Annotated in this window: 25 protein-coding genes; 10 read left to right on the top strand and 15 right to left on the bottom strand. The window is 63.3% G+C overall.

What is annotated here, in order from left to right; all coding sequences use genetic code 11:
• Positions 1-288 precede the first annotated feature (288 nt).
• Positions 289-696, top strand: coding sequence for a carboxymuconolactone decarboxylase family protein (locus tag NKH49_RS22470; RefSeq protein ID WP_352927915.1), 408 nt, complete (start codon positions 289-291; stop codon positions 694-696).
• A gap of 213 nt (positions 697-909) precedes the next feature.
• Here the strand turns inward: NKH49_RS22470 and NKH49_RS22465 are convergent, their stop codons facing one another.
• The 11 genes from NKH49_RS22465 to NKH49_RS22415 form a co-directional block, all read right to left on the bottom strand.
• Positions 910-1,797, bottom strand: a complete 888-nt coding sequence (locus NKH49_RS22465; RefSeq protein WP_352927912.1) for an amidohydrolase family protein — start codon at positions 1,795-1,797, stop codon at positions 910-912.
• Positions 1,797-2,933 carry a vWA domain-containing protein gene (locus NKH49_RS22460; protein WP_352927909.1) on the bottom strand — a complete coding sequence of 379 codons (1,137 nt, stop codon included), beginning with the start codon at positions 2,931-2,933 and terminating at the stop codon, positions 1,797-1,799. Before NKH49_RS22460 ends, NKH49_RS22465 begins: the two co-directional genes overlap by 1 nt.
• Before the next feature lie 226 nt (positions 2,934-3,159).
• Entirely contained in the window at positions 3,160-4,056 is an 897-nt protein-coding gene (locus tag NKH49_RS22455; protein ID WP_352927906.1) for an AAA family ATPase, read from the bottom strand.
• 9 nt (positions 4,057-4,065) lie between these two features.
• Positions 4,066-5,070: a xanthine dehydrogenase family protein molybdopterin-binding subunit gene (locus NKH49_RS22450; protein ID WP_352927903.1), complete on the bottom strand. Its 1,005-nt coding sequence runs from the start codon at positions 5,068-5,070 to the stop codon at positions 4,066-4,068.
• 1 nt (position 5,071) lies between these two features.
• Positions 5,072-6,439: a xanthine dehydrogenase family protein molybdopterin-binding subunit gene (locus NKH49_RS22445; protein ID WP_352503851.1), complete on the bottom strand. Its 1,368-nt coding sequence runs from the start codon at positions 6,437-6,439 to the stop codon at positions 5,072-5,074.
• Positions 6,440-6,453: 14 nt separating this feature from the next.
• A complete protein-coding gene (locus tag NKH49_RS22440) occupies positions 6,454-6,936 on the bottom strand; it encodes a (2Fe-2S)-binding protein (RefSeq protein ID WP_352927901.1) in 483 nt (160 codons plus the stop codon).
• A gap of 49 nt (positions 6,937-6,985) precedes the next feature.
• Positions 6,986-7,780, bottom strand: coding sequence for an FAD binding domain-containing protein (locus NKH49_RS22435; protein ID WP_352927898.1), 795 nt, complete (start codon positions 7,778-7,780; stop codon positions 6,986-6,988).
• A gap of 12 nt (positions 7,781-7,792) precedes the next feature.
• Complete coding sequence (locus tag NKH49_RS22430) at positions 7,793-8,242, bottom strand: SRPBCC family protein (RefSeq protein WP_352771369.1); 450 nt, start codon at positions 8,240-8,242, stop codon at positions 7,793-7,795.
• 107 nt (positions 8,243-8,349) lie between these two features.
• Positions 8,350-9,177: a helix-turn-helix domain-containing protein gene (locus NKH49_RS22425; RefSeq protein ID WP_352927895.1), complete on the bottom strand. Its 828-nt coding sequence runs from the start codon at positions 9,175-9,177 to the stop codon at positions 8,350-8,352.
• Positions 9,178-9,492: 315 nt separating this feature from the next.
• Entirely contained in the window at positions 9,493-10,491 is a 999-nt protein-coding gene (locus NKH49_RS22420) for an ABC transporter permease (protein WP_352453761.1), read from the bottom strand.
• A gap of 33 nt (positions 10,492-10,524) precedes the next feature.
• Entirely contained in the window at positions 10,525-11,265 is a 741-nt protein-coding gene (locus tag NKH49_RS22415; RefSeq protein ID WP_023675804.1) for an ATP-binding cassette domain-containing protein, read from the bottom strand.
• Positions 11,266-11,691: 426 nt separating this feature from the next.
• On the opposite strand from NKH49_RS22415, the gene NKH49_RS22410 reads away from it, so the two are divergent.
• Both NKH49_RS22410 and NKH49_RS22405 read left to right on the top strand, forming a co-directional pair.
• Positions 11,692-12,681, top strand: a complete 990-nt coding sequence (locus NKH49_RS22410; protein ID WP_023675805.1) for a sugar-binding protein — start codon at positions 11,692-11,694, stop codon at positions 12,679-12,681.
• Positions 12,682-12,828: 147 nt separating this feature from the next.
• On the top strand, positions 12,829-13,608 hold the full coding sequence (locus tag NKH49_RS22405; protein ID WP_352774458.1) for a FadR/GntR family transcriptional regulator: 780 nt from the start codon (positions 12,829-12,831) through the stop codon (positions 13,606-13,608).
• A gap of 892 nt (positions 13,609-14,500) precedes the next feature.
• On the opposite strand, the gene NKH49_RS22400 is transcribed toward NKH49_RS22405, so the two are convergent.
• Positions 14,501-15,439: an NAD(P)-dependent oxidoreductase gene (locus NKH49_RS22400; protein ID WP_352927891.1), complete on the bottom strand. Its 939-nt coding sequence runs from the start codon at positions 15,437-15,439 to the stop codon at positions 14,501-14,503.
• 152 nt (positions 15,440-15,591) lie between these two features.
• On the opposite strand from NKH49_RS22400, the gene NKH49_RS22395 reads away from it, so the two are divergent.
• Together NKH49_RS22395 and NKH49_RS22390 are read left to right on the top strand one after the other, a co-directional pair.
• Positions 15,592-16,488, top strand: a complete 897-nt coding sequence (locus tag NKH49_RS22395) for an NAD-dependent epimerase/dehydratase family protein (RefSeq protein WP_352927888.1) — start codon at positions 15,592-15,594, stop codon at positions 16,486-16,488.
• Between the two features lie 1,176 nt (positions 16,489-17,664).
• Entirely contained in the window at positions 17,665-18,201 is a 537-nt protein-coding gene (locus NKH49_RS22390) for a GNAT family N-acetyltransferase (protein WP_352927885.1), read from the top strand.
• A gap of 167 nt (positions 18,202-18,368) precedes the next feature.
• On the opposite strand, the gene NKH49_RS22385 is transcribed toward NKH49_RS22390, so the two are convergent.
• From NKH49_RS22385 to NKH49_RS22375, 3 genes are all read right to left on the bottom strand, one after another.
• The gene (locus NKH49_RS22385) at positions 18,369-18,857 is read right to left on the bottom strand and encodes a nucleoside deaminase (RefSeq protein WP_352771362.1); all 489 of its coding nucleotides are present in this window, start codon (positions 18,855-18,857) and stop codon (positions 18,369-18,371) included.
• A 163-nt stretch (positions 18,858-19,020) separates the two neighbouring features.
• Positions 19,021-19,878 carry a DMT family transporter gene (locus tag NKH49_RS22380; protein ID WP_352927881.1) on the bottom strand — a complete coding sequence of 286 codons (858 nt, stop codon included), beginning with the start codon at positions 19,876-19,878 and terminating at the stop codon, positions 19,021-19,023.
• On the bottom strand, positions 19,875-20,489 hold the full coding sequence (locus NKH49_RS22375) for a nitroreductase family protein (RefSeq protein ID WP_352708110.1): 615 nt from the start codon (positions 20,487-20,489) through the stop codon (positions 19,875-19,877). The genes NKH49_RS22380 and NKH49_RS22375 overlap by 4 nt, the downstream gene beginning before the upstream one ends.
• Positions 20,490-20,599: 110 nt before the next feature.
• Here NKH49_RS22375 and NKH49_RS22370 point away from each other — a divergent pair, with 110 nt between their 5' ends.
• The 5 genes from NKH49_RS22370 to NKH49_RS22350 all read left to right on the top strand — a co-directional run bounded on the left by NKH49_RS22370 (position 20,600) and on the right by NKH49_RS22350 (position 25,712).
• Entirely contained in the window at positions 20,600-21,601 is a 1,002-nt protein-coding gene (locus tag NKH49_RS22370) for a LysR family transcriptional regulator (RefSeq protein WP_352771356.1), read from the top strand.
• Between the two features lie 30 nt (positions 21,602-21,631).
• Positions 21,632-22,405 (top strand): FadR/GntR family transcriptional regulator, encoded by a 774-nt coding sequence (locus NKH49_RS22365; RefSeq protein WP_352453268.1) that lies wholly within the window; start codon positions 21,632-21,634, stop codon positions 22,403-22,405.
• A 207-nt stretch (positions 22,406-22,612) separates the two neighbouring features.
• Positions 22,613-23,605 carry a substrate-binding domain-containing protein gene (locus tag NKH49_RS22360; protein ID WP_352771354.1) on the top strand — a complete coding sequence of 331 codons (993 nt, stop codon included), beginning with the start codon at positions 22,613-22,615 and terminating at the stop codon, positions 23,603-23,605.
• Positions 23,606-23,730: 125 nt separating this feature from the next.
• Positions 23,731-24,864 carry an ABC transporter permease gene (locus NKH49_RS22355; protein WP_352927877.1) on the top strand — a complete coding sequence of 378 codons (1,134 nt, stop codon included), beginning with the start codon at positions 23,731-23,733 and terminating at the stop codon, positions 24,862-24,864.
• Positions 24,861-25,712 carry an ATP-binding cassette domain-containing protein gene (locus tag NKH49_RS22350; RefSeq protein WP_352927874.1) on the top strand — a complete coding sequence of 284 codons (852 nt, stop codon included), beginning with the start codon at positions 24,861-24,863 and terminating at the stop codon, positions 25,710-25,712. Before NKH49_RS22355 ends, NKH49_RS22350 begins: the two co-directional genes overlap by 4 nt.
• Positions 25,713-25,727 lie beyond the last annotated feature (15 nt).

Raw genomic sequence — 25,727 nt, 5'->3', positions numbered from 1 at the left:
GCGGCCGCAAGGACCGTGCTCAAAGGCCGGACATATGGACGCAAGCGATCGAAAACGACGCAAAACAACCGTTGCAGGCAGGGCGCCGTCCACATATGGATCCCAGGGTCTCCGCGACGGAGCTTCGCTCCTGCTTCGCCCAGGGATGACGAAGGTGAGGGGCCTCGGCCAGCCTTACGGTCTTGCCTCAGCGCGTCAATTGCTGATTCATCCAAGGCGGTTAGCCGCCTTTTCTCCCGACCTGATTCAACGACCTCGCATAACGATTCAAAGCGAAAGGACCAAGCCATGACCACGACGAAACTTCTGAGCGATGCCGAGGTGGAAAAAATCCCGGCGGTCAAGGCGGTGTTCGACGACATCCGCGCGACGCGCAAATCCGATTTCGTCAACAATTTCTGGCGTGGGCTGGCCAATGATCCGGTCTCGCTGAAGCGGGTGTGGGAGCAGCTCAAGGCGGTGATGGTCACTGAGAGCGCCATCGATCCGCTGACCAAGGAGATGATCTATATCGCCGTCTCGACCGCCAATGGCTGCTCCTATTGCGTCCATTCGCATACGGCGACAGCGCGGGCCAAGGGCATGACCGATGCGCAGCATGGCGAACTGGTCTCGATCATCGGGCTGGCCGGGCAGACCAACCAGATGGTCACCGCGATGCAGATACCGGTCGATCCGCAGTTCGAGGTGCGGTGAGGTGAGGCGCGGCGCCTTCCCTTCTCCCCTTGTGGGAGAAGGTGGCCGAGCGAAGCTCGGTCGGATGAGGGGTGCTGGACGGATCGCGGCCTTGGAGACGTAAGTGCTTCAAATCGCTGGGATTTTCTCCGCCGCGTTTCTTCCAGCACCCCTCATCCGTCTCGGCGCTACGCGCCGATCCACCTTCTCCCACAAGGGGAGAAGGGATGCGCGCTACACCGGCCGATAAACCTTCGCCGCAGTGTTCCAGAAGATATCCGCCTCGGCCGCCGTGCCGTGCTTGCCCACCGCTTCCCGATGCGCCTTGATCAACTCGGCATGGCTGGTCCACAGTTTCTCGATCGGGAAGTTCGAGCCGAACATCAGGTGGTCGCTGCCGAGGATGTCGATGGCGTTGTCGACGATATAGCCGATCAGCGCCGGGTCGTTGCGGTGGACGAAGGTGCCGAGGCCGGACAGCTTTGCATAGAGGTTGGGCGCCGCTGACAGCGTGCGCAGGCCTGCCTTCCAGGCCTCGGTGGTTTCGGGCTCCATGTCGGTCAGCATGCCGGCGTGGGTGAGAATGAAATTGGTCTCGGGGTTCTCGCCGACGAGCGTCAGCCCATCCTTCATCTGGGCGGGGAAAAGCTGCAGGTCGAAGGACAGGCCGTAATGCTTGAGCCGCGCGACATTGGCCCGCACCTTCGGGTCGATGACTTGATCGGCCGAGGCGGCGAAGCGGAAGGCCGGCGTTTGGTGCCAGTGCAGCTGCATGCGCACGCCGCGCAGCAGAGGGTATTTGATCAGCCGGTCGATCCGGGAACGCACGTCGTCCACGGTCATGTCGGCATAGCCGACGATGGCGTGCGGCCAGCCGGTTTCTTCCGCGGTCTTCTGCAGGAACGCGACCTCGTTCTCGAAATCCTCCTTGGCCCAGTTGGTCTGGACATAGACCGCCTTCTCGACGCCCGAGCCTTGCTGGTCGGCGAGGAATTCCTCGATCGGATAGTCGCGGCGGATCGGCTCGTAAGGGCCAAAGATGCGCGGCACCATCGGCCCGACCAGCCATGGCTGGTCCTTTTGGCGCCAGATGTGGAAATGCGCGTCGATCGCCTTCTGCATCACGAAACCCTCTTCCAGATTGCCGCGGCCGCCGGGGCGGGGCGGGCGAGCGACAGGATGAACTCGGTGAGGCCCGCGATGGACGAGCCGTCGACCAGGTCGTCGAGCACCGGCAGGATGGCGCGAAGTGCTGCCGTGGCCGGCCGAAAACGCGGATCGCCGGCCAGCGGCGTCGCCAGCGAAAGCCGAAAGGCGCGGGCGCTCAGCCGGCGCATCGCGGTCTCCAGCTCGGCATGATCGCCGCGCTCCAGGGCGTCGGACAGGATGATGATCGCCGCCCCGCGCGCAAAAGCGGAGAAGCGCGGCACCGATAGAAACGCGAGCAGCGTCGGTCCCATGCGGGTGCCGCCGTCCCAGTCGTCGACCTGGGCAGCGGCGCGGGCCAGCGCCTGATTGCGGTCGCGAATGCGCAGCGCCGAGGTGATACGGGTCAGCCGTGTGCCGAAAGTGAAGACCTCCGCCCGGTCGGCGCCTTGCACCGCCGCATGCGCCAGCTTGAGATAGTCCGATGTGTAGAGCTTCATCGAGCCGGACACGTCGATCAGCATGAGAAGCTTGCGCGGCACTGTCTGCCGCCGGCGCAGCAGCGGCGAGGGGATATCGCCGTCGGCACTGACGATTTCGCGCAGCGAGCGGCGCAGGTCGAGCTTGCCGCGGGCATTCGTGCGCACGGTGCGGAAGGAGCGGCGCGCGGGCAAAGCGGTGGCGAGCTTGCGGCGGAAGGCGGCAAGCCCGTCGCTGTCGCGCTGGAACTCGCGGACGCTCAACTGTTCGCTGGCCGAAGACAGTTCGCCGCCTTCCTCCTGGCGGAGCACTTCGATTTCCTCTTCGCTCGTTCCGCCATCGTCCTTGATCCGGGTTTCCTCGTCGGCCTCGCCTTCGACCAGCGCCGCGGCGTCCCCATAGAAATGGCTCCGGAAATGCGCCTCGAATTCGTCGCGGCGGTCGGGCGGCGGCGCCAGCGTGGCAAGAGCCGCCTCGCGGATGTCGTTCATCGAGCGGGGCCCGAGCAGGGTTACTGCCTGCATGAAGCCGGAGACCTGCTCCGGCGCGACAGCAAAGCCATAGCGGCGGAGCAGCCGGGCGAAGCCGAGGAACGGCGTGGTCGCACGGGGCAAGCTTTCCGGACGCATCATTCCTTCGCGCCCCCCTCTGTCCTGCCGGACATCTCCCCCTCAAGGGGGGAGATCAGACATCTCGCCGGCTTTCGCCAATCTTCAACGTTGCAGAATTGAGCGGAGCGCCCAAGCTGCCAATCTCCCCCCTTGAGGGGGAGATGTCCGGCAGGACAGAGGGGGGCGCTGTCCCGCCAGCGTCGCGCACTAGCCCTGGGGTATCGCGCTAGCGCGCTTCGATTGCGCATCACGCCAGCGCCTCCTCGACAATCTTGCCGAGCTCGGGCGCGATGCAGGAAAGGTCCTCCTCGTCCTTGATCAGCACGCCGATGGCGCGGCGGAAGGCTTCCGGCCAGGGGCTGCCGCCCTTTTCGAGGATGGTGGCGGCATTGGCCCATTCGACCGCCTCGGCGATGCCTGGCGGCTTGGCCAACGGACGGGCGCGAATGTCGCGCACGGCGGCAGCCACGGCGCGCGCCGTGGCCTCGGCGACGTCGCCGGCGCGCAGCATGATGATCTCGGCCTCGCGCCCGGCGTCGGGATAGGTGATCCAGTGATAGACGCAGCGCCGCCGCAGCGCTTCCGCCAGTTCACGGGTGCGGTTCGAGGTCAGGATGACGATCGGCTGCGCCGTCGCGCGGATGGTGCCGCGCTCGGGAATGCTGATCTGGAAATCGGACAGGAACTCCAGCAGCAGCGCTTCGAATTCATGGTCGGAACGGTCGATTTCGTCGACCAGCAGGACGCGCTTTTCCGGCGCCTTCAGCACCTGCAGCAGCGGCCGCGCGATCAGGAAACGGTCGTCATAGATGTCGATCTCGTGCTCGCCGGCGTGGCGGATGGCGAGCAGCTGGCGCTGGTAGTTCCACTCGTATAGCGCATGTGCGGCGTCGATGCCCTCGTAGCATTGCAGCCGCACGAGATCGCGCCCCAGCACTTCGGCAATCGCCTTCGCCGCCTCCGTCTTGCCGACGCCGGGCGCGCCTTCGAGCAGCAGCGGCTTGCCCAGCCGGATCGCCAGGAAGATGGCGGTGGCCAGGCTTTCATCGGTGAGATAGTGCGAGGCGGCGAGGCGGGACGCCACCGCCTCCGGCGAGGTCGCGACTGTCTCTGCGCTTGAAGTCCGGGCGCTTCTCTTGGGCATTTCCGGCACTCAGTTCGGGGCTTGCGCCTTCAGCGCCCGCAGAATGCGCTCCGGCGTGATCGGCAGTGTATCGATGCGCACACCGACGGCGTCGAAGACGGCATTGGCGACCGCCGGGATCTGCGGGTTGGCGCACATTTCGCCCGGCCCCTTGGCGCCATACGGCCCGTCCGCCGAGGGCCTCTCCAGCACGATGATATCGGTTTGCGCGAGATCGCCCGGTCCCGGCATCAGATATTGGTTGAAGTCGGTGCCGCCATGGTCGCGATTGGGATAATAGGGTTCGGTCGTTTCGTAGAGCGCATGGCTGATGCCCATCCACGAGCCTCCGACGAGCTGCTGCTCGACCATTTTCGGGTTCAGCGCGCGGCCGATCTCAAAGACGTTCTTCACGGTCAGCACGGTGACCTCGCCGGTCTCGTCATCGACCTCGACCTCGGCAACCGTGCAGGCGTGGGCGTAGCAGGTCGACGGCTTCATCGCGCCGGTTTCCTTTTCGGGATAGGAGCGGGGGATCAAAAACATGCCGCGGCCGGAAATCGAACGGCCGCGCTTGAAATGCGCCGACAGCGCGACATCGAAGATCGAGATCGATTTCTGCGGCGCGCCCTTGACCAGGATGTTGCCCTGGCCGTCGGCCTCAAGGTCGGACGCATTGACCTCCAGCTCCTCGGCCGCCACTTCCAGCATCACCTGGCGGGCTTCCCTGGCCGCCTGGATAACCGCATTGCCGGCCCGGTGCGTGCCGCGCGAGGCGAAGGTGCCCATGCAATGCGGGCCGGTGTCGGTGTCGGCCGTGTCGACGACGACACGGTCGGTCGGCACGCCGATCGTCTCGGCGCAGATCTGCGCCATGATCTGCTTCATGCCCTGGCCGAGATCGACGCTCGACAGCGTCACCATGAAATTGCCGGTCGGCGTCGAATGGACCAGCGCCTGCGTCGGGTCGCCGCCGAGATTCATGCCGGTCGGATAATTGATCGCGGCGACGCCGCGTCCGCGCCTGATCGCCATCTCAAACCCCCTTCGCGTAGGACGACATCGCCATGAATTTTTCTGCCACCGGCCAGTTGGCGGCGCGCGAGGCTTCCTGCATGCACTCGATCAGCGCAGCACCCTCGGTCGGCTGCCGATGTGCTTTGATGTCGCCGTCACGATAGGCGTTGATGAAGCGGAATTCGAGCGGGTCCATGCCGATCAGCCGCGCGAGCTTGTCCATCTGCACCTCCAGCGCGAAATCGCCGATGGTGACGCCGAAGCCGCGCATCGCCGAGGACGGGGTGCGATTGGTGTAGACGCAGTAGGTGTCGATCCAGACATTTTGGATCGTATACGGGCCGGGATAATGCCCGGCGCCCTTCTGCGCGCCGTAGGGCGAATGGCGCGAATAGGCGCCGGCGTCGGTGTAGCCGGTCACTTTGCGCGCGACGATGCGGCCGTCGTTCATGACGCCGTCCTTGATGACGACTTTCTCGGCGGCGCGCGGCGAGGAAATCTGCATCTCTTCCTCGCGGCTGTAGATAAAACAGACCGGTCGTCCTGTTATTTTGGCGCCAAGGATGGCGATCGGCTCGACGATGACGTCGACCTTGCCGCCAAAGCCGCCGCCGACAGTGCCGCCGACGAAATGCAGCTTGTTGCCGGGCATCTGCAGGATGATCGAGGCGTTATCGAGGGTGAAGAACATCGCCTGCGTGTTGGTGTAGCAGGTGAAGCGGTCGTTACCCTCGGGTGCGACGATGCAGCCTGTCGTCTCGGTCGGCGCATGCTCGATCGGTGAAGACTGGTAGGTCTGTTCGAGCACGTGGTCGGCCTCGGCGAAGCCGGCTTCGACATCGCCGAAGCGCACCTTGCGGCATTCGCCGCTGTCGTAGAGGTAATAATTCCGGCCGTGATATTCATTGACGATCGGCGCGCCGGGCTTCAGCGCTTCGTCCATGTCGAAGACGGCCGGCAGCACCTCGTAATCGACCTTGACCTTGGCGGCGGCTTCCTGCGCGGCGCGCTCGGTCTCGGCCAGCACCGCCACCACGGCCTCGCCCTTCCAGCGCACCTTGCCGTCGGCCAGCACCGTCTCGTCCTCCGGCCCGATCTGGATCAGGATCAGGATGGTGTAGACATTGTGCGGCACATCCTTGGCGGTCAGCACCTTGACGACGCCGGGGTGCTTTTCCGCCTCTGACGTATCGATGCTGCGGATGCGGGCGTGATGATGCGGGCTGCGCACCATCTTCAGGTGCAGCATGCCGGGAAAATTGCGGTCGGCGAAATAGGCGGTCTTGCCGGTGACATGGCCGGGCGAATCCGAACGCGGCCGCGGCTGGCCGATCTCGTGCAGATCGTCCTTGCGCTGGTCGGCGAAATAGCTCTTGCGGAGTTCCATTTTCTTAACTCCCCTCAAGCCGCGTTCTGCGAATTGGAGCGCGCGGCGGTCAGAACTGCCTGGATGATCGGCTCGTAACCGGTGCAGCGGCAGATATTGCCGGACAGTGCCTCGACCACATCCTCGCGGCTGGGGTTCGGGGTTTGGTCGAGCAGCACCTTGGCGGCCATGATCATGCCCGGCGTGCAGAAACCGCATTGGGTCGCGAAGGCGTCGAGGAAAGCGCGTTGCAGCGGATGCAGCACGCCGCCTTCCGCCAGTCCCGAGGTGGTGGTGACGGTTGCGCCGTTGCAGGTCTCGGCCAGCGTCAGGCAAGACAGCCTGAGCTCGCCGTCGATGATGACCGAGCAGGCGCCGCAGGTGCCTTGGTGGCAGCCGCCCTTCGGCGAGGTGTCGCCGATCTTGTCGCGCAGCGCATGAAGCAGCGTCGTGCCGCTGTCGATGAATTCGGCTTTCTCCGCACCATTGAGCGTGAACTGAATCGGGACCTTTGCCATCTTTCTACTCCTTGCGCCGCAGCCAGGCGGACATATGCGCCACGGTCTTTCAGGCGAGCAGCAGCCGGCCGAGATGGATCGGCAGGACTTCGTTGCGATACCAGGCACTGGCGATCGGATCGGTTCGCGGCGAAGTGCCGTCGCGGGCAACAGCCAGTGCCGGTGCGATGCCCTCGCTCGTGAGTTCCCGGCCAATCAGGGCCTTCTCCGCCGCCCTGGCACGGATCGGCCGGTCAGCCATGCAGCCGAGCGCGATCCGCGCTGACGACACGGTGCCGTCCGGTGCGTGCTCCAGCACGGTCGCGATGCTCAGCACCGAAATGCCCTTTGGCTTGACCCTCGACACTTTCAGGAAGCGAAAGCCGCCTTCCTTCGGAAGCGTGAAGCCGACCGCGGTGACGATGGCGTGGTTGCTTTCGCGTTTCGCCAGGAAGGTTTCGATCGGGAGTTCGCCGTCGCCGATGTTGACGGTTGCGTCCAAGGCCAGCAGCGCAACGGTGAAATCGCCGTAAGGCGCTGGCGCGAAGAGATTGCCGCCGACCGTTGCCATGTTGCGGATCGCCGGGCCGCCGACGGCGCGCGCGGCGTGGGCCAGCGGGGCGAGATCCGGATGGCGGGCGATCGCCGCCATGGTCACCGAAGCGCCGATGCGGACCTCGCCGCCGGAAATGTGGATGACCGACAGCGCCGGTTCGGTCGACCTGACGAAACCGGAGATCGACACGTCGCCTTCATTGGCGGCGCGCACCACCAACGTGCCGCCACCGAGGTAGCGGGTGCCGGCGGCTTTCAGCGCCGCGCTGGCATCCTTCACCGTCGCGAAACTCTGCAGTGCAAGCGCCATGGAACGCTCCCTTTACGCCTGGCTCTGGCCGGCAAAATGGGCCTTCAGGGCGTTGAACCCGCCCTGGAAGACGTTGGCGCCCATGCCTTCGGCCAATTTATCGGCTTCCTCGGGAACGGCGTCGAAGCTGGCGGTCCATTCGGCATAGGTGCGGTCGCCGTCGGTCACCCGCCGCAACTGCAACGTCGCCTTGTGGTTGGTGAGCGGCTGCGGCGTCTCCAGGATGGCGTAGCTGACGAGGAAGTTCTCGTCGGAGAAATCGAGCAGCTTTTCGCGCAGGCGGGCGCCGCTGGCGAGCTGGAAATTGCGCACGCAGCCGATCGTGCCGGCATCCTTGCCGTCCTCGATATGGCTTTCGACCATGCGCGGGTGCCAGGTCGGCAGGCCGTTGAAGTCGCGTATGCGCGCCCAGACCTTTTCGACCGGCGCGTCGATGACGCTGGAGATGGTGACTTTCGCCATTTGAACGTTCCCTCGCAAATCAGCTGCCTGGGAGGGTAGGGCGGCAGGCTCGGCGGCGCTTATCAATGCGTCTTGAACGCCTATCAAATAGTCTGAAAAACAGGCGCTCAGCTGATCGCCCGCGCCGCTTCGCGGTAAAGCGTCGGCGGGACGCCGACATGGTCGCGGAAGAAGCGCGAGAAATTGCCTTGCGTGGTGAAGCCGAGATTGCAGGCGACCGAGATCAGCGGCTCCTGCGACCACTGCAACTGCCGCACGGCTTCCTCCATGCGCAGCGTGTTCCAATAGACGTTGGGCGTCAGATTGGTCTGTTCCTTGAACAGTGCGAAGAAATGCGGCCGCGACAGGCCGACGCTGCGCGCCACGTCGTCGAAGCAGATGCGCTCGCAGACATTGGCTTTCATCAGCTGGATCGCCTTGCGGACGCGGAAATCCTGCATGGTGTTGATGCGGGTGCGCACCGTCTGCGGTGCGGAGGCATCGGCGGCATCGAGCACGCTGTCGATGAAGCGCTCGATCTCGTAATTGGCGATGTCGTCGATGCTCTCATTGTCGCTGAGATGGTCGAGGAGGTTGGCCGCTGCCTTGTGCAGCCAAGGCTCGAGCGTGATTGCCGGGGCGGAGAACAGCGGCGCGGCGGAAGGCAGCTCGCGGCGCCTTCGAGCCCAGTCCGGATCGATGTAAAAGGCGAGGAACAGGCCGGGCGTGCCGTCGCGGGACAGAGCGTGGCTGTGCGGCTGGAAGGAATTGATGCCGGCGGCGGTGCCCGGTCCAAGCCGCACCGTCTCGCGGCCGATGGTCATCTCGCCGGCGGTGCCTTCCAGCCAGATGATGATATGCGCCTCGACATGGGCGTGGGTGACGAAGTCGCTGGCGACGTTCAGGACAGAAACATGTCCGAACCGGCCCCAGTAGAGCCTGATCGCTTCCGTCATGGGTATATCCTCCCGCAGGCGACTGGCCTCCCTTCGCCTGCTGCGAGCGATTGTGCGGCGCAGTTCGGGCTTGCGTCAAGACGGATGTGCACGTCCGGGCGCCGGCCATGCGCCGCACCGGCGGATTATCAGACCCGGCGATAGGAGCGCGTCCCCTTCTCCCCCTGTGGGAGAAGGTGGATCGGCGCGCTAGCGCCGAGACGGTTGAGGGGTGTTGGAAGAAATGAGGCGATGGCAAACTGGAGCACCCCTCATCCGTCGCCTTCGGCGACATCTTCTCCCACAAGGGGAGAAGGGGGAGGCTGCGCTTGAACGTCAGTCGTTGCGCCTGAAATTGCGGATGCGGTCGAACAGCACGGCGAGCAGGATGGCGCCGCCGATGAACACGCCTTGCCAGAAGGCATTGATGCCGAGCAGGCCGAGGCTGTTGCGGATGACCTCGATCAGCGCGGCGCCGACGACCGCGCCGAAGGCGGTGCCCATGCCGCCGGCCAGGTTGGCGCCGCCGATGACGGTGGCGGCGATCACCTGAAGCTCCATGCCGTTGCCGAGATTGGTGGTGACCGCGCCCAGCCAGCCGGTCTGGATGATGCCGGCAAGGCCAGCCGCCATTGCCGAGATCATGTAGACGACGACCTTGATCTGGCGCACCGGAACGCCGGTCAGCGTTGCCGCATGCTCGTTGCCGCCGATGGCGAAGATGTGCCGGCCGAATTTCGTCCAGCGCAGCACAAAGCCGGTGATCAACGCCAGCACGATCATGTAAAGCACCGGATTGGCGATGCCGAACACCCAGGCGCCGCCGCCCAGCGCCAGCAGCTTGTCGTGATCCGGTCCGAACTGGAAGACGACGGTGTTGTTGGAGGCGACCATGGCTAGGCTGCGCGCAATCGACAGCATGCCGAGCGTCACCACGAAAGGCGGAAAGCCGAGATAGGCGATCAGAACCCCATTGAAGGCGCCGATGATCAGCGCTGTGGCGATCGCAGCGCCAATGCCGATCTCAATGCCGTAGCCGGCATGCATGGTCACGGCCAGCACCATCGAGCACAGGCAAAGCACCGAGCCGACCGACAGGTCGATACCGCCTGTGATGATGACGAAGGTCATGCCGAGCGCCACGATGGCGACGAAGGTGACGTTGCGGGTGATGTTGTAGAGGTTCTTCGTCGTGGCGAAGGAATCCGTTGCCACCGACAGGAACAGGCAGGCGAGGATGACCGCGATCACCACCCAGAAGGTCTGGCTGGCAAACACCTTGCTCAGCAAGGTGTGCTGCTTGTGCGCGATCGTCTGATCAAGGGTGACTGCCATTATCGACCTTTTTACTCATGGTTGAGGCGTCAATCATACCTGTTCGATGGCGCCGGTGATGAGTCCGGTGACTTCTTCCGGCGAACTCGATGCGATCGTCTTGTCGGCGACCTTGCGGCCGCGCCGCATGACGATGACGCGGTCAGCAACGTCAAAGACGTCGGGCATGCGGTGGCTGATCAGCACGACGGCGATGCCCTGGTCGCGCAAATGGCGGATCAGGTTCAATACCTCGGCGACCTGGCGCACCGAGATCGCCGCCGTCGGCTCGTCCATCAGCACGATCTTGGCCTGCGAAAGCATGGTGCGGGCGATCGCGACCGCCTGCCGCTGGCCGCCCGACATTTGCTTGACCAGGTCGCGCGGGCGCGTTTCGGATTTCAGCTCGGCGAATATCTGGCCGGCGCGCTTGTACATCGCGGCATAGTCGAGGATGCGAAGCGGCCCGAGGCCGCGGCGCAATTCACGGCCGAGATAGACGTTGGCGGCGGCCGTCAGATTGTTGCACAGTGCCAGGTCCTGATGGACGATTTCGATGCCGTGCTGGCGCGCCTCGACCGGCTTGTGCAGGATCAGCTCCTTGCCGTCCATCTGCATCGTGCCATGGCTCGGCGGGAAATTGCCGGCGATCATCTTGACCAGCGTCGACTTGCCGGCGCCGTTGTCGCCCATCAGGCCGACAACCTGTCCGGCCTCGATCGACAACGAAACGTCGTTGACCGCCTGGATGGCGCCAAAATGCTTCGAGATGTTGGTGAGTTCGAGAACCGCCACCAGCCTTCTTGCCTCCCCGTGCTTTGCGGCCTGCGGTTCTGCCGCGGCCATTCGCTCTCCCCAGTTCCTCCCGGAAGCAGCGATTTTGCCCATTTACGCATAAGCCTCCTTGGCGTCAACCACGGCTTCTTTCGAAAAATCAGTTTTGTAGGACAAATAGCATTGACGTCGGTGACAAGGCGATATTAGCTAAGTGTCGGAGGAGCTTGCGCCGAGCCACCGGGTTGCCGGAAGGAATCGGTGAGGGTTTGTCGGTCAGGGATTTGGCAACCAGCGATATCTGTCGGTGCCGGTCTGAGACTGAATATGAAAATGCTTATCGACCTGGCTTGGCGACACGAGTGCGACGTCCTCTGTCATCTTGCTCCGGGTCGATCTGTGTGTGGCGGGCACGCCGTGTCCGTTTGTTTCAAAGGGAGGACTGACATGAGGAAATCACTATTGCTCGCTGCCGCCGCCGTCATGGCGCTGGGTGCCGGGCCGGCCATGGCCAAGAAACAGCTCGTCATCGTCGTGAAGGGTCTCGACAATCCATTCTTCGAGGCCATCCACCAGGGTTGCGAGAAATGGAACAAGGAAAACGCCAGCTCGGAATATGAGTGCTTCTACACCGGACCGGCATCGACCTCGGATGAGGCCGGTGAAGCCCAGATCGTCCAGGACATGCTGAGCAAGCCCGACACGGTGGCGATGGCGATTTCGCCGTCGAACGCGCCGCTGATCGCGCAGACGATCAAAAGCGCCAATCCGTCGATCCCGATCATGACCCTCGACGCCGACCTCAGCAAGGAAGATGCGGCGCTGCGCAAGACCTATCTCGGCACCGACAATTACCTGATGGGTCACAAGATCGGCGAATACATCAAGAAGGCCAAGCCGAATGGCGGCAAAATCTGCACCATCGAAGGCAATCCGGCCGCCGACAACATCCTGCGCCGCGCGCAGGGCATGCGTGACGCGCTGTCGGGCAAGGACGGCCTCGCGGCGCTGGCGGGCGAAGGCGGCTGGACGGAAGTTGCCGGCTGCCCGGTGTTCACCAATGACGACGGCGCCAAGGGCGTGCAGGCGATGACCGACATCCTCGCCGCCAATCCCGATCTCGACGCCTTCGGCATCATGGGCGGCTGGCCGCTGTTCGGCGCTCCGCAGCCCTACCGCGACCTGTTCAAGCCGATGGCCGACAAGATCGCCAGCAACGCCTTCGTCATCGGCGCCGCCGACACGATCGGCGACGAGGTGGCGATTGCCCGTGACGGACTGGTGACCGCGCTGGTTGGCCAGCGGCCGTTCGAGATGGGCTACAAGGCGCCCTCGGTGATGATCGACCTGGTCGACGGCAAGCCGGTCGCCGATCCGGTGTTCACCGGCCTCGACGAATGCACCAAGGACACGGTCGACACCTGCATCCAGAAGTAGGTCGGCAATTTCGGGGCGCGCTGCGTCGGGCGCCCCGTTCGCACTGTCCATACAAAACGCACGAGGCGACGCTGCTTTGGAGCGTAGGCCGCTGCTTTGTCGTGCCCTGAATTCAGGCTTTCGACAAGAAGCTGCCGGGGAATACGAATGCCGGACGCGACATCAAAAAAGCGACCCGCCAAGTTGAAGGCAGAGCCTGGGCGGCCGGCCGGCGTTCGGCGCGCCGACGCCGCACACTTTCCCGGCTCGAGTGTGCACGCCTCGCTCGCCAACGAAATCGGGCTGAGGATCGTGCGCGGCGACTATCCGCCGGGAACCATCCTGCCCAACGAAGCCAAATGGTCGGAGACCTTCGACGTCAGCCGCTCGGCGGTGCGCGAGGCGATCAAGATGCTGATGGCCAAGAGCCTTTTGGCGTCACGCCCGAAGATCGGCAGCTGGGTCGAGCCGAAGGAACGCTGGAACCTGCTCGATCGCGACGTGCTGGCCTGGTACGCGACCTCGCCGGACCGCGAGGTGTTCCTCAGAACCGTGCAGGAATTCCGCCACATCATCGAGCCGGAGGCAAGCGCCTTTGCCGCCATGCGGCGCACCGACGAGCAGATGGCCGAGATCAGCCAGGCTTGCCGCGAGATGGGTGAGGCGACCAACCTGCAGGAGCGGACGCGCGCCGACACGCGGTTCCACCTCGCCATCCTGCGCGCCTCGGGCAACGATCTGCTGGTGCCGCTCGGCGTGCTGATTGAATCGGCGCTCGACCATTTGTTCCAGTTCGTCACCCGCGAGACCAGCGATCAGCGGCGGGCGCAGGCACTGCACGAGGCGATCGAGAAGAACATCCGCCTGCAGCGGCCCGCTGCAGCCCGTGCCGCGGTGCACAGGCTTCTCGCCAACACCGACGACGTTATCGGCCGGTCGCGGCGGTGATGGTTGCACAGGGCGGCGTTGCTCAGAACGATTGCAAAACTCGCATTCCTTCGCGCCCCCTCTGTCCTGCCGGACATCTCGCCCACGAGGGGGCCATCGCAGATAGCAAGCCGAGGCTTTCGCTCTACGACGTACCCCCACCCCTAACCCCTCCCCACAAGGGGGAGGGAGACTTCCGTTGGCGCTGACCTCGGCAAATTGCCTGCCTTTCGGCGCCAAAAGGGGAAGTAAGGGCGCGCGGCAGCGTTCCCTCCCCCTTGTGGGGAGGGTTAGGGTGGGGGTCCATCTTCGTAAGAATCCAAATGCGATTGCCCAGCGCAACAGAGGGGGAGATTGGATGCCATTTCGGCTGTCGCTGATCATCAACGCTAGGCAATGAGGGCGGCGACCTCGGGTGGGACAGGAATTCGGACTTTTTTGCCTTCGCAGCTATTTTGTTCTTGCTTTGTGCTGGCAGCTATGCTACTAATTTGAGTATGGTGCCAATTGGCTCCAACGACCCGCCCGCCGAGGCGGTTTTTTTGTTTTTGGCTTCCTCCGATCGGAAGTGCGCGTGCTTTGGTGCACAGACTTCTCGCCAATACCGACGTTATCGGCCGGTTTCGGCGCTGATTCGATCGTTTCTCGGCCAACTGCGTGTAAGTCGGGTCAACCAGCAACCAAGGTCGATCATTCCCGTTAGTCGCAAATCGCAAATTTAGAGATTAGTCTAGCCGAAACCCTCCCTTCGTCATCCCAGGGTCTGCGCGACGTCGCTTCGCTCCTGCTCCGCCCTGGGATGACGAAGGTGTGGTGTCATATGCTAATCGCCAGCGTCGGAGATTGGCGGATGTAGCTGGTCGGCAGCGAACGTTTGCAGTTGCGACACTCCCAGGCGTTAACTCCAACGTTCTCAGATCGTCTGCTTCTTGCCATCCCTGGTCGGCATCAGGTCGACGCCGTTGACCTTGCCGACGTGCGTCGCCAGCATCGGCACGTACTGATCGGCGGGGCCGGTGGCGAAGGCGCCGGCGAAGGCGTTCTTGGTGGCGTTGCCGAGCGGGTTGGCGATGCCGGCAGCACCCGCCATCGATTCGAGATAGGTGAGATCCTTGAAGGCGTTGGCGATGGTGAATTTGTGCGCGTCGCGGTCGCCTTCCAGCGTCCAGCGCATGAAGGTCTGGTAGAAGCCGCAATCCATGCGGCCGTTGCGGATGACGCTGTCGAAGCGCGGCGGCGAGATGCCAACCTTCTGCGCCAGCGCCAGCGCCTCGGAATAGATCGCGGCGTAGCCGAGCGAGATGAAATTGTTGAGCAGCTTCATGCGATGGCCGTCGCCGGTATCGCCGATATGGACGATGCGCCCGGCCCAGGTTTCGAGCACCGGCTTCAGCCGGGCAAAAACCGCATCGGGCGCGCCGACCATGGCGTCGAGCGTGCCTTCCCAAGCCTCCTTCGGGGTGCGGCTGAGCGGGGCATCGACATAATCGACGCCGAGCCCCTTGAGTTCGGCGGCCAGCGCCACCGTCGAGACAGGATCCGATGTCGAGCAATCGACGACAACCGATCCCGGCTTCAGGCCTTCCTTGAGACCGCCTGGGCCGCGGATGATGGCTTCGACCTCGCGCGAGCCGGTGACGCAGATGAAGACAACCGTCGATGCCGCCGCGACGTCGCGCGAGGTCTCCGCTTCCCTGGCGCCGCGGCCGAGCAGGTCTTCCGCCGGCGCGCGGTTCTTGCGGCCGAGAAACGTCAGCGGATAGCCCTTGTCGACGATGTTCTTCGCGATCCCGTGCCCCATCAGGCCAAGCCCGATGAAGCCGATCTTTTCGCTCGCGGCGGTAGTGTTCATGTCATTTCGTCCTATTTGCAATGATGGATGACGGCGCTGCAGCTTGCCGGCGAATTGTTGAAGCGGGTTTTTGCCGCTCGCCGTGGCAGGCGATTGCAGAGTTCGATATTGTCTGACAATACACATGAATCTTAGGGAATGTGGAGAGCAAAATGACGAAGCGGATCATGTTCACCGGCGGCAGCGGCAAGGCCGGGCGCCACGTCGTGCAGTATCTGGTCGAGCAGGGCTGCCAGGTGCTCAACATCGACACCAAGCCGCTCGACAATCCCAAGGTGCGCACGCTGATCACCGACATCACCGACAGCGGGCAGGTGTTCAATGCGCTGTCGAGCTATATGGGCCTGCATGAATTCGACCCGTCGCTGCGTACGCAGCCGGTCGATGCCGTGGTGCATTTCGCGGCGATCCCGCGCATCATGATCACGCCCGACAACGAGGTGTTCCGCATCAACGCGCTCGGCACCTACAACGTCATCGAGGCTGCGGTGAAGCTCGGCATCCGCAAGGTGGTGATCGCCTCCAGCGAAACGACCTACGGCCTGGTCTTCGCCAACGAACCGCGCGATCCCACCCATTTCCCGCTCGACGAGGCGTACGACGTCGACCCGATGGACAGCTACGCACTGTCCAAGGTCGTCAACGAGAAGACCGCGCGGGCGTTTGCACAACGCGATGGCAGCGACATCTACGCCTTGCGCATCGGCAACGTCATCGAGCCGCATGAATATTCGCTGTTTCCGAAATGGTTCGCCGATCCAGGTTTCCGCAAGCGCATCGCCTGGAGCTATATCGACGCGCGCGATCTCGGCCAGATCACGCTGCGCGCCATCGAGAAGGACGGGCTCGGCTACCAAGTGTTCAACGCCGCCAACGACGACACCTCGTCCGACCTGCCGACAGCCGAACTGCTGAAGCGGTTTTATCCCGATGTGCCGGTCAAAGGTGAACTTGGCGAATACGAGACGCTGCTCTCCAACCGCAAGGCGCGCGACATGCTCGGCTTCCGGCCGGAGCACAGCTGGCGGAAATACGTCAAGACGAGCTGACGGGCGCAGCTGACGCGATGGCGGTGCGCAATGGGTTGGCATCGTAGCCCTTGTCGGCGAGCACCATGGCACCTCGGGCAAAATCCTTGATCAAGTCCGCTGTGGAGGCGATGTCGCTCTTCTGGCCTGCCGGAATGGACGATCTTTGCGGGATGATGGACGCCGTTGCGCCTAAGCCGGGCAAGCATGGGCCGTATCAGAAGCGAATCGCCTAACCGGACTATCTTGCTAAGTCGGCATCGTTGACCTATCTAGGCTCTAGCGCTCCCGTCACCTTCATGCCAATGTTTGGAACTACAGGGGCGCGGGTGAGTTGGGCTGGGTGGCTAGACCACAGCAAGGTGATGGCGCATTAACCGCCGTGGCCTAAAAGGAACAAAGCCCCTAGGGAGCATGCGATGGTTGCCGTTTTAGAACGCATCCTCCACTCGGTCGCGAGTTGGGGACGCGCATCGCGCAGTCCGAGTCAGCCGGTCATCAGCCCCAGAGGTGAACCCGCTCCTGAGGTTTACCGGATTGGCGAGTATTACGCTGATTACAGCGCGCTCACCGATGCGGAGTTAGCTGCGTCTGATCCAGAAGCGGATGCACTCATTGCGCGCAGCAGAGTAGTTTCCTCTAAGCGCTTGTGATAGCCACCCCTTATGGGGTGGACGTTCCTTCAAATCGACACGCTGCCAGACCCAGGCAACATTGTTTGGTGCAGATTTCCTATTCGTGAGCGACCAGGTCAACCTGGGCCGTGGTCGCGTCCTTCACTTGTCCTTGGGAGCGATATCCACGAGGACCCTCAAACGAACACACGATTTGGCAGTGTGCTAGTTTGCTATGGCACCGATTTGCAAAAGATAGGGAAAAGGCTCCACTTCCCGATCGCAACCAAGGCCCGCGCAACCGAAATTGGGCTACACAAGCCGACTGCTTTCGGACTAAATGGCGGCAACGTTAAGCGCCTTATTTGGTGCTCGGAATTCTTCGTTCCTCCCGACTATATACGGAATCAGCGGCTGGCCATCGGTCAACTGAACGATGCTGAGCGAGCAAGTTTGCGCGACCTTTTGGCAAAGGCCTAAATTTCAAACTGAGACACTATCCCCGGCCGTGCCTTAGGTTTGTCCCATCATCATGACGATCTTGTGCTAACTTCAAAGCGGATTGCACTGGACCTGCGGAAGAATGCCGAGGATCAGCCTGGACCATCGGTTGGCGACACGTGCCGATATGCCGACGCTGGCTGTGCTGATGAATGCAGCCATCGGCGAGCTTCAGAAGCCGTTCCTCACCGAGGAGCAGATCGCTTCGAGCCGAGCAATCATGGGGCTCGATACGCAACTCGTTGATGATGGAACATATTTCATTGTGGAGCAGAATGGCGTCTTGGCCGGTTGCGGCGGATGGAGTCGGCGCGCAACCCTCTACGGCGGCGACCGTTCACCCGGGCGCGATGCAGCTCTGCTTGACCCGACGAAAGACGCTGCGCGCGTGCGTGCCATGTATACGCATCCCAGCTTCATCCGCCGAGGCGTGGGGCGTCTAATCCTCACGCTGTGCGAGGACGCTGCCCGCGGCGAGGGCTTCACAAGTGTCGAGCTTATGGGAACGAGGGCCGGCGAACCGCTCTATCGGGCCTGCGGCTTTGAGGCGGTTGAAGAAGTCGTCGACAACAGAGGCGGAGCGGGCGTGCCACTGTTGCGGATGAGGAAGGCGTTGTGAATGATCGGCGGGCTCGCATAGCCAGTATCGCGATTCGTCATTGGTCTCCCTTTGGAGACCGTGAATCACGAAAACCGCTGCCAACGCCATCTCCCTTGTGGGTCCGGACGCTAGGTCGTAGTCCACCTCGGCAGTCGCTTCTGCCTCTGAATCAACGAGTCCTGACCCTACTTGTCCTTCCAGAATTCGGCCTGGAGTTGCGCCGCTTCATCGGCAAGCAGCGGGCCGACGACTTCAGTCGGACGCTGCCCGGCTTCGAAGACGATCCTGCAGGGCAGGTCGAGTGTGGGATTTTCGACATGTGCACCCGTCACCCGCTTGAGGTCGTGTTCGCTCTGCCCAAAGACGACCCGTTCGATGCCCGCCCAATAGATTGTCCCGGAGCACATCGCGCAAGGTTCGGCCGACGTGTAGAGTGTGCAGGAGGTCAGCTTTTCGAGACTGACATTCATCCCCGCCCACGAGGCCAGCAGCCTTTCGGCATGAGCGGTGCGGTCGCCCCCGTGGGCTTTGTAAGCGTTGGGCTGCTCGCGCAACACATTGCCGTCTTTGTCGGCGAGCAGCGAACCAAAGGGATGCTCGCCGGCATCGCGGGCCTTGCGTGCGACTTCGAACGCCTGTCGGAGCAGGCGCTCATCATAAGGGCGTTGTGGCATCGGCAGACCCTCCGCCGCTTGACCATAGTGCCGAACAATCCGCCGACACAAGTCGGCGGCCTAAAACGCGCGCGTTCGACCGGCCTCATGCGACGCGCTTTCGGTTCTTGTTTTGATGCATGTCGTTATCGCAAAACCGCTGCACACTTGTGCGCGACATGCATCATGCCTCGTTGCGGCTAGGCCGTTGAGCCAGCCAGATGCTGCCGATGACGAAAACGACGCCGGCGATTTGAGGCAAGGTCAGTGTCTGATCCAGGAATACCCATCCAAGCAGCACGGCGGTCACCGGGCTGAGGAAAAGCAGCGATGACACCACTGCGGATTCCAGTCGCGCAATGCCCCGGAACCAGAGGACATAAGTCAGCGCCGCACTGATCAGGCCGAGCCACGCCAGTCCAAGCAGGTTGGCCGCGGTCGGGAACGGGATGGGTGGTTCGAAAAGCAGGACCACCGGAACGAGAAGGAGACCACCGGCAGTCAGTTGCCATGCCGTAAAGGCGAGCAGCGATGCTGGCGGCTGCCACTTGCGGCTCAACACGCTTCCGAAGGCCATTGAGGCCGCCCCGGCGAGGCCGGCGGCAACGCCGGCCGCATCGAGCGTCGCGTTCGGGGTCAGCACCAGCAATGCAACGCCGGCGATCCCGACAAGGGCGGCGACGATCGTCAACCGGCGGACAGGGCTGGCAAGCAGGGCAGCAGCGAGGAAAATCACCATCAATGGCTGGACCGACAGCACGGTCGCCGCGACCCCGCCCGGAAGCCGGTAGGCGGCGACAAACAACATGCTCAGGAAGATCGAGATGTTGAGGGCTCCGAGGACGAAACTGCGCAGCCACCATATGCCCGTTGGCAGTTGCCGAACGATCGCCAGCAGCAGCAATCCGGCGGGCAGGGCACGCAGCATTGCGACCGTCATCGGCGAAAAGTTCGGCAGGGACTGCGTGGTGACGATATAGGTGCTGCCCCATATTGCGGGTGCGATGGCTGTAAGCAGCAGATCGGAACGGTGCGTCTTCATAAGATTTCCAGAACTTCGGCAAGAGGGCGGCGCGGCTTTTGCGGCCAGTTGCCGGGCGCGGCGCGGCCGACCGCGATGAGCATCACCGGCATTTCATTGCGCGCAAGGCCAAACTCGCGGGCCACGCCTTCGGCATCGAAGCCTGCCATCGGACCGGAGACGAGCCCCAGCGCTTCGGCCGCGAAAATCAGCGTTGCGGCGCCAAGCGTTGCCGAGCGCACGGCTTCGTCGCGGGCTGCTAGAGGATCGGCATATTGGGCGCGGGCGCCCTCCCGCCAGCCCGAAGCCATATCCGCCGGCATGAAGCCGGCTTCGACGAAAGGACGCAGCCTTGCATCGAGGGCAGCGTGATCGGGCAGTACGCCGCAGATGATGAAGGTGACGGCGGCCTCCTGCACCTTGGCCTGGCCATGGGCGAGGCTGCGCAATCGTGCCTTTGCTTCCGGCGTCCGCACTGCGATGAACCGCCAATTCTGAAGGTTGTAGGCGCTTGGCGCGCGCGTTGCGAGACGTGCCAGCTCCTCGATCTCGGCATCCGTCAATTCGTGCGAGGCATCGAACCGGTTGGCCGACATGCGCCGCTCGATAAGGGAGATTGCGGGGTTGGTCATCATGTCATTCCGAAACTGAGAAAGTCGTTCGGGAAGCAGATAGATAATTTACCAAGGAGCGATAATATGCAACAATTGCAAGACATTATTTACTGGAAGAGAATGGTGCGATGGATCGCCTGACGGCGTTGCAGGTTTTCCGCCATGTGGCGGAACTGAACAGCTTTGCCGAAGCCGGACGGCGGCTCGGTCTCTCGCCTCCCGCTATCAGCAAGAACATCGCCGAGCTGGAGGCGCATCTGGGGGTGCGGCTCATCAACCGGACAACGCGGCGCATGGCGCTGACCGAAGAGGGCAGGATCTACCTGGAGCATGTCACGCAGGGGCTCGATGCGCTGGCGAGGGCCGACCAGGTGCTCGGCCCGATCAAGACGGCGCCGAGCGGCACGTTGCGGGTCAGCGCGCCGATGACTGTCACGTTGACGCGGCTTTCGGCTGCGATCCCCGCGTTTCTATCGCGCTATCCCGATTTGAAACTCGATCTGCATCTTGACGACAGACGCGTCGATATCGTGCGGGAGGGATTTGACCTGGCCATTCGCGGCAGCGACAATCTCGAGGATTCCAGTCTGGTCGCCAGAAAGCTTGCGGTCATGCCGCACGTGCTTTGCGCAGCTCCGTCCTACTTCGAGGAGCATGGCCGGCCCAAAACGCCTGCCGATTTGAAGACGGCCAATTGCATCCGGTTCAGCCTCTCGGGGCATGCGGACATATGGGAATTCCGCAAGGACGGCCGCGCCGAGCGGATCGCCATCGACGGACGATATACGGTCTCGTCAAGCCTTGCCGTGCGCGATGCGCTGCGCGCCGGCTTCGGCGTCAGCCTGATCCCTTATCCCTATGTCGAGAGCGACCTTAAAGCAGGCCGGCTGCAATCGGCTCTGGATGATTGGGACAAGGTCGAAACCACGCTCTACGCGGTCTATCCGGCACGCCAGCATCTTGCCCCGAAAATCCGCGTCTTCCTTGATTTCCTGATCGAGGAATTCAGCCGGAACAAAGAGAAACCGTTCGTGCCTCCCCGGCGTGAACGCTTGGCAAAGCGCGGTGTCGGCGAGGGGACGGAGGCGGAAAATCAAGCTGAGATATTGCCGTCGATTTCATCTCCTTGACACGCCTCCAAATCCGGACTTTGTGGAGCTATGCAGGACGCGAAGCCGAATAAGGGAAAGACAGCGGCCGAGGCGTTCGCCGAACGCACGAGCGGTATTCGCCGGGCCGATGCGGCGCGCATGCCGGGATCGAGCGTGCATGCGTCGCTGGCCAACGAGATCGGGCTGAGGATCGTGCGCGGCGATTATCCGCCGGGAACCATCCTGCCCAACGAAGCCAAATGGTCAGAGACCTTCGACGTCAGCCGCTCGGCGGTGCGCGAAGCCATAAAAATGCTGATGGCGAAGAGCCTGCTGTCGTCACGTCCCAAAATCGGCAGCTGGGTCGAGCCGAAGGAACGCTGGAACCTGCTCGATCGCGACGTGCTGGCCTGGTATGCGACCTCGCCGGACCGCGAGGTGTTCCTCAGGACCGTGCAGGAATTCCGCCACATCATCGAGCCGGAGGCCAGCGCCTTTGCCGCCATGCGACGCACCGACGAGCAGATGGCCGAGATCAGCCAGGCCTGCCGCGAGATGGGCGAGGCGACCAACCTGCAGGAGCGGACGCGCGCCGACACGCGGTTTCACCTCGCCATCCTGCGCGCCTCGGGCAACGATCTGCTGGTGCCGCTCGGCGTGCTGATCGAATCGGCATTCGATCATCTATTTGCTTATACCACGCGGGAACTCGACGATTTGCAGCATGCGCAGAGGCTGCATGAGGCAATCGAGAAGAGCATCCGCCTGCAGCGGCCGGACGCGGCGCGCAATGCGGTGCGCAAGCTGCTGGCCAATACCGACAGCGTCATCAAGTCCAGGTAGCCGCCGCCACACATTCAAACAGTCGGATTGTGTCGGTGCGGCCGCCGATGGTGCGCGCTTGACCAATGTTTGCCGGCGAGGTTTCGGCACGAATGGTTCCCGTCAATCGATACGAAATGGGTCTGTTTGACGAACCGGCTGCCGATTAGCTTCCAGATGCGCAAGTCGCTTGGGTCGACCTTAACAACAAGCATAGGGGAAATCGGCATGAGCATGAAAAATGGGCTATCGAAAATTGGCTTCCACGTCAGCCGGGTTGTCGCCATTTCGGCGGTGGCCTTGCTGCCGGTCTTCGGCGCAGCGGCCATGGCGCAGGACAAGGATATCTCGATCTACTTTGTCGGCTGTGCCGCACCGACGGGCTTTCATGGCTATCTGGCACGCGGCGCCGAGGAGGCCGGCAAAAACCTCGGCGTGAAGGTCACCTATATTTTCCCGGATCAGCTTACCATTCCAAACCAGGTGCAGAAGATCGAGGAGGCGATCGCCGCCCAGGCCAACGGCATCGCCATCTGCGCCTTCGCCGAGGATTCTTCCTATGCCGATGTCGCCGCGCGCGCCAAGGAAGCCGGCATTGCCTTCGGCAGCGCCGCCGCGCCGCCGTCCGGTTCGCAAGTGCGCGATCCCAACGATTTCTTCCTGTTCCGCACCGGATCGGATGAAGCGGCGGCGGGCAAGTTGACGGCGCAGCGACTGGTCTCGATGGGCGTCAAGGGCCGCGTCGTGGTCGCCAATCAACAGCCGGGCGACGCGAGCTGCCAGCTCAGGGCGACGTCGCAGATCGATGAGCTCAAGAAGGCCGGCATCGAGGCCGACTTCCTCGAACTGACCATGGATCCGGGCCAGCAGGCGGAAGCGCTGTCAAATTACCTGCGCGTGCACCCCGATACGGCCGCGGCCACGAGCACATGCGACGTGATCGACGGTTTCCTCTCCGCCAAGGCAGACAGCGGCCGGGACGACCTGGTGCTCACCGGCTACGACATCGTCGCGCAATCGCTCGATGCGATAAAGGATGGCCGGCAGGCGTTCACCATCGACCAGCAGCAGTTCTGGCGCGGCTACATGCCTGTGCTGCTCCTGACCCACTACCTGAAATACGGCCTGATCGAAGGTAACTACTTCCTGACCGGTCCGACGGTCGTCGACAAGGACAATGTGGAGCGCGTCTCGGCATTGGTGAAGCAGGGCTATCGCTGATGCACGCCGCCCAAAAGTCCATCAGTGGTTTTTGGACGACAGCAAAAACCTAGCACGCGTCCAGGACGGGCGGCCAAGCCGCCCGTTCGCCATCTTCGTGGCCACTCTTGTATCGGGGTGACGGCATGAACGAACAGCCCGGGCCGAATGCGGCCAACAAGCCTTCCTCCCGTGTGGTCGCCGGCGAGGCGCTGAGACGGCTGATGCTGCGGCCGGAGGCGACGTCGATCGCGGCCGTCGTCATCCTGTTCCTGGTCTTCACCGCGCTCAGCCCGCAGCTTTTCCCCACCAGGCTGTCCTACATCAGCATCATGGCCGTCGCGGCCGAACTCGGTATCGTCAGCGTCGGCGTCACGCTGCTGATGATCGGCGGTCACTTCGACTTGTCGGTGGGCGCGGTGCTCGGACTCACCTCGTTCGTCTGCGTGGTGCTGATGCGCGACTTCGGCCTGCCACCGATCGTCGCCGCGCCGGTCGCGGTGGCCGTCGGAGCCGCGCTTGGCTGGGCCAACGGCATGATCGTGGTCAGGTTCCGCATCCATTCCTTCGTCGTGACGCTCGGCACCATGCTGATCTGGCGCGGCATACTGATCGCGCTGACCGGCGGCTTTCCGATGACGGTCGCCATTCCGCCTGGGTTCAAGGCCATAATGGCCGGTCCGCTGCTTGCCGGCTTTCGTATGTCGATGCTGTGGTTCCTGGCAATCGGGCTGGCGGGCACCTTCCTGCTGGCGCGCACCAGGTTCGGCAACTGGATCCAGGCACGTGGCCAGAACGAACAGGCGGCGCGCAATCTCGGCGTACCGGTGGACCGCGTCACCCTCATCCTCTTCATGATCACATCGGCGCTGGCAGCCATCGCCGGCGTCATCCAGGTTGCCCGCTTTTCCTCCGTCGACGCATTGCGCGGCGAGGGCATCGAACTGCAGGCGGTAGCCGTTACAGTCATCGGCGGGACGCTGCTGGCCGGCGGCTACGGCAGCGTCATCGGCACCATTCTCGGAGCCGTCACCTTCGGCATGATCCAGGTCGGCCTGGTGCTGGCAGGCGCTCCCGGCCATTTCTTCCGCACGCTCACCGGCGTCATTGTCGTCGGCGCGGTCATCCTCAATACCTCGGTGGCGCGCCGCATCGCCAAATCCAGGCCGTTGGGCGGCTTCAAGCGCGACAGCAGTGCTGCCGACGCGGCGATTGCCGGCAACGCCGCAACGGCGGAGATACGGCCCGCCGGCAGCCTGGCGAAGGAGAAGACGCGATGAGCGAGCCGTCTGGCCTGGATGCCCAGCGCGGGGCCCGGCTGCCGGCCGGCAGCGGCTCCGACGACCTGATCCTTCGCCGCCCTCCGGTCGAGCCGGTCGCTGCCGGCGCGGTGCCGGTGATCGAGGCTGTCAACCTGTCGAAAGGGTTCGGCGCCACCACCGCGCTGGTCGACGTGTCGCTAAGCGCCTATGCCGGACGCATCCTGGCGCTGCTGGGCGACAACGGCGCCGGCAAATCGACCTTGATCAAGATCCTGTCCGGCGTCTTCCCGCCGGACAGGGGAGAATTGCGCTTCAACGGCGAGAAGGTGGCTTTCGCCAACCCGGCTCAGGCGCGCGAACGCGGCATTGCCACGGTGTTCCAGGACCTTGCCGTCTGCGAATTGCTGTCGGTCACACGCAATGTCGTGCTCGGCCGCGAACCGCTGAAAGGTTTCGGGCCGTTCAAATGGCTCGACATGAAACGCGCCGACGACATGGCGCGCTCGGCGCTGCATCAGCTCGGGGTGCGCTGGGAACGCGGTCTCGACGAACGCGGCGTCAACATTTCCGGCGGCGAACGCCAGTCCCTGGCAATCGCAAGAGCCATGTTCTTCGGATCGTCGCTGCTTGTGCTGGATGAGCCTACGTCGGCTCTGGCCGTGCGTCAGGCAGGCCGGGTGCTCGAGCACATTCTCAGGGCACGCGAGCAGGGCCAGGCGGTCATCCTGATCACCCACAATTTCCGTCACGCGCTCTCGGTGGCCGACGATCTGGTGGTTCTGGCGCAGGGGCGCGTGGCGGGCCGGTTCCGGCGTGACGAGATCGAGCTCGACGAATTGACCGACCTCGTTGCCCGTGTCGGGTGAGCTGACAATGCAGCA

Source organism: Mesorhizobium sp. M1088, assembly GCF_040318575.1.
GTDB lineage: Bacteria > Pseudomonadota > Alphaproteobacteria > Rhizobiales > Rhizobiaceae > Mesorhizobium.
Note: the sequence above shows the minus strand (reverse complement) of the source record. Positions and strands in the feature narration are given on the sequence as shown.